This is a genomic window from Streptococcus australis (assembly GCF_047463015.1).
Lineage (GTDB): Bacteria > Bacillota > Bacilli > Lactobacillales > Streptococcaceae > Streptococcus > Streptococcus australis_F.
The window spans coordinates 1-4,680 of sequence record NZ_JASHER010000016.1 but is presented as its reverse complement, the minus strand read 5'-3'; the positions used below and the strand labels follow the sequence as shown (position 1 = coordinate 4,680).

Sequence of the window (4,680 nt, the reverse complement as noted above, 5' to 3'; positions counted from 1 at the left end):
GCTAAGCGACTACCATATCTCACAGGGGGCAACCCCCAACTACTTCCGGCGTTCTAGGGCTTAACTTCTGTGTTCGGCATGGGTACAGGTGTATCTCCTAGGCTATCGTCACTTAACTCTGAATGATGAACATTCAAAATTGAATACCTATATTCTAACAAAAATCTAAACGGCTGTAAATATCCTCAGTTACTTTTTGGATAAGTCCTCGAGCTATTAGTATTAGTCCGCTCCATTGCTCACACAACTTCCACTCCTAACCTATCTACCTGATCTTCTCTCAGGGCTCTTACTAACATATAGTTATGGGAAATCTCATCTTGAGGTGGGTTTCACACTTAGATGCTTTCAGCGTTTATCCCTTCCCTACATAGCTACCCAGCGATGCCTCTGGCGAGACAACTGGTACACCAGCGGTAAGTCCACTCTGGTCCTCTCGTACTAGGAGCAGATCCTCTCAAATTTCCTACGCCCGCGACGGATAGGGACCGAACTGTCTCACGACGTTCTGAACCCAGCTCGCGTGCCGCTTTAATGGGCGAACAGCCCAACCCTTGGGACCGACTACAGCCCCAGGATGCGACGAGCCGACATCGAGGTGCCAAACCTCCCCGTCGATGTGAACTCTTGGGGGAGATAAGCCTGTTATCCCCAGGGTAGCTTTTATCCGTTGAGCGATGGCCCTTCCATACGGAACCACCGGATCACTAAGCCCGACTTTCGTCCCTGCTCGAGTTGTAGCTCTCGCAGTCAAGCTCCCTTATACCTTTACACTCTGCGAATGATTTCCAACCATTCTGAGGGAACCTTTGGGCGCCTCCGTTACCTTTTAGGAGGCGACCGCCCCAGTCAAACTGCCCGTCAGACACTGTCTCCGATAGGGATCACCTATCCGGGTTAGAGTGGCCATAACACAAGGGTAGTATCCCAACATCGCCTCCATCGAAACTGGCGTCCCGATCTCTATGGCTCCTACCTATCCTGTACATGTGGCACAGACACTCAATATCAAACTGCAGTAAAGCTCCATGGGGTCTTTCCGTCCTGTCGCGGGTAACCTGCATCTTCACAGGTACTAAAATTTCACCGAGTCTCTCGTTGAGACAGTGCCCAAATCATTACGCCTTTCGTGCGGGTCGGAACTTACCCGACAAGGAATTTCGCTACCTTAGGACCGTTATAGTTACGGCCGCCGTTTACTGGGGCTTCAATTCATACCTTCGCTTACGCTAAGCACTCCTCTTAACCTTCCAGCACCGGGCAGGCGTCACCCCCTATACATCATCTTACGATTTAGCAGAGAGCTGTGTTTTTGATAAACAGTTGCTTGGGCCTATTCACTGCGGCTGACCTAAGTCAGCACCCCTTCTCCCGAAGTTACGGGGTCATTTTGCCGAGTTCCTTAACGAGAGTTCTCTCGCTCACCTGAGGCTACTCGCCTCGACTACCTGTGTCGGTTTGCGGTACGGGTAGAGTATGTTTAACGCTAGAAGCTTTTCTTGGCAGTGTGACATCACTAACTTCGCTACTAAACTTCGCTCCCCATCACAGCTCAATGTTATAGAACTAAGCATTTAACTCAATTCACACCTCACTGCTTAGACGTGCACTTCCAATCGCACGCTTTAGTTAGCCTACTGCGTCCCTCCATCACTACATACTCTAGTACAGGAATATCAACCTGTTGTCCATCGGATACACCTTTCGGTCTCTCCTTAGGTCCCGACTAACCCAGGGCGGACGAGCCTTCCCCTGGAAACCTTAGTCTTACGGTGGACAGGATTCTCACCTGTCTTTCGCTACTCATACCGGCATTCTCACTTCTATGCGTTCCAGCACTCCTCACGGTATACCTTCTTCACACATAGAACGCTCTCCTACCATACCTATAAAGGTATCCACAGCTTCGGTAAATTGTTTTAGCCCCGGTACATTTTCGGCGCAGGGTCACTCGACTAGTGAGCTATTACGCACTCTTTGAATGAATAGCTGCTTCTAAGCTAACATCCTAGTTGTCTGTGCAACCCCACATCCTTTTCCACTTAACAATTATTTTGGGACCTTAGCTGGTGGTCTGGGCTGTTTCCCTTTCGACTACGGATCTTAGCACTCGCAGTCTGACTGCCGACCATAATTCATTGGCATTCGGAGTTTATCTGAGATTGGTAATCCGGGATGGACCCCTCACCCAAACAGTGCTCTACCTCCAAGAATCTTAATGTCGACGCTAGCCCTAAAGCTATTTCGGAGAGAACCAGCTATCTCCAAGTTCGTTTGGAATTTCTCCGCTACCCACAAGTCATCCAAGCACTTTTCAACGTGCCCTGGTTCGGTCCTCCAGTGCGTTTTACCGCACCTTCAACCTGCTCATGGGTAGGTCACATGGTTTCGGGTCTACGACATAATACTAAGACGCCCTATTCAGACTCGGTTTCCCTACGGCTCCGTCTCTTCAACTTAACCTCGCATCATATCGTAACTCGCCGGTTCATTCTACAAAAGGCACGCTCTCACCCATTAACGGGCTCGAACTTGTTGTAGGCACACGGTTTCAGGTTCTATTTCACTCCCCTCCCGGGGTGCTTTTCACCTTTCCCTCACGGTACTGGTTCACTATCGGTCACTAGGGAGTATTTAGGGTTGGGAGATGGTCCTCCCAGATTCCGACGAGATTCCACGTGTCTCGCCGTACTCAGGATACTGCTAGGTATAAAGACTATTTTAAATACGAGGCTGTTACTCTCTTTGGCCTACCTTCCCAGGTAGTTCTTCTATAATCTTTAAGTCCACATTGCAGTCCTACAACCCCGAAGAGTAAACTCTTCGGTTTGCCCTCCTGCCGTTTCGCTCGCCGCTACTAAGGCAATCGCTTTTGCTTTCTCTTCCTGCAGCTACTTAGATGTTTCAGTTCACTGCGTCTTCCTCCTCATATCCTTAACAGATATGGGTAACAGGTATCACCTGCTGGGTTCCCCCATTCGGACATCCCCGGATCAGCGCTTACTTACAGCTCCCCGAGGCATTTCGTCGTTTGTCACGTCCTTCTTCGGCTCCTAGTGCCAAGGCATCCACCGTGCGCCCTTATTAACTTAACCTTATTAACCTAATTTCTTAAAAAATTAGAAAACTCATTAAATATTCACAGCGTTTTCGGTTTATTTTCTTGTTACTATTTGATATAGATATTCAATTTTCAATGTTCATCCTTGGTGATCTCTCACCAATGGAGCCTAGCGGGATCGAACCGCTGACCTCCTGCGTGCAAAGCAGGCGCTCTCCCAGCTGAGCTAAGGCCCCACAAGACCTCTCAAAACTAAACAAGACGAACGTGCAGGTTTCCTTATCCTTAGAAAGGAGGTGATCCAGCCGCACCTTCCGATACGGCTACCTTGTTACGACTTCACCCCAATCATCTATCCCACCTTAGGCGGCTGGCTCCTAAAAGGTTACCTCACCGACTTCGGGTGTTACAAACTCTCGTGGTGTGACGGGCGGTGTGTACAAGGCCCGGGAACGTATTCACCGCGGCGTGCTGATCCGCGATTACTAGCGATTCCGACTTCATGTAGGCGAGTTGCAGCCTACAATCCGAACTGAGACTGGCTTTAAGAGATTAGCTTGCCGTCACCGACTTGCGACTCGTTGTACCAGCCATTGTAGCACGTGTGTAGCCCAGGTCATAAGGGGCATGATGATTTGACGTCATCCCCACCTTCCTCCGGTTTATTACCGGCAGTCTCGCTAGAGTGCCCAACTGAATGATGGCAACTAACAATAGGGGTTGCGCTCGTTGCGGGACTTAACCCAACATCTCACGACACGAGCTGACGACAACCATGCACCACCTGTCACCTCTGTCCCGAAGGAAAACTCTATCTCTAGAGCGGTCAGAGGGATGTCAAGACCTGGTAAGGTTCTTCGCGTTGCTTCGAATTAAACCACATGCTCCACCGCTTGTGCGGGCCCCCGTCAATTCCTTTGAGTTTCAACCTTGCGGTCGTACTCCCCAGGCGGAGTGCTTAATGCGTTAGCTGCGGCACTGAGTCCCGGAAAGGACCCAACACCTAGCACTCATCGTTTACGGCGTGGACTACCAGGGTATCTAATCCTGTTTGCTCCCCACGCTTTCGAGCCTCAGCGTCAGTTACAAGCCAGAGAGCCGCTTTCGCCACCGGTGTTCCTCCATATATCTACGCATTTCACCGCTACACATGGAATTCCACTCTCCCCTCTTGCACTCAAGTTAAACAGTTTCCAAAGCGTACTATGGTTAAGCCACAGCCTTTAACTTCAGACTTATCTAACCGCCTGCGCTCGCTTTACGCCCAATAAATCCGGATAACGCTCGGGACCTACGTATTACCGCGGCTGCTGGCACGTAGTTAGCCGTCCCTTTCTGGTAAGATACCGTCACAGTGTGAACTTTCCACTCTCACACTCGTTCTTCTCTTACAACAGAGCTTTACGATCCGAAAACCTTCTTCACTCACGCGGCGTTGCTCGGTCAGGGTTCCCCCCATTGCCGAAGATTCCCTACTGCTGCCTCCCGTAGGAGTCTGGGCCGTGTCTCAGTCCCAGTGTGGCCGATCACCCTCTCAGGTCGGCTATGTATCGTCGCCTTGGTGAGCCGTTACCTCACCAACTAGCTAATACAACGCAGGTCCATCTGGTAGTGATGCA

1 tRNA gene and 3 rRNA genes are annotated in these 4,680 nt (G+C 50.3%); all 4 read right to left on the bottom strand.

Annotation, left to right across the window (positions count from 1 at the left end):
* A 5S ribosomal RNA gene (gene rrf, locus QM873_RS09910) occupies nucleotides 1-116 on the bottom strand.
* Between the two features lie 80 nt (nucleotides 117-196).
* A 23S ribosomal RNA gene (locus tag QM873_RS09905) occupies nucleotides 197-3,095 on the bottom strand.
* 129 nt (nucleotides 3,096-3,224) lie between these two features.
* Nucleotides 3,225-3,297, bottom strand: a tRNA-Ala gene (locus QM873_RS09900).
* A gap of 53 nt (nucleotides 3,298-3,350) precedes the next feature.
* Nucleotides 3,351-4,680 (bottom strand): 16S ribosomal RNA (locus QM873_RS09895); the annotation flags it as partial.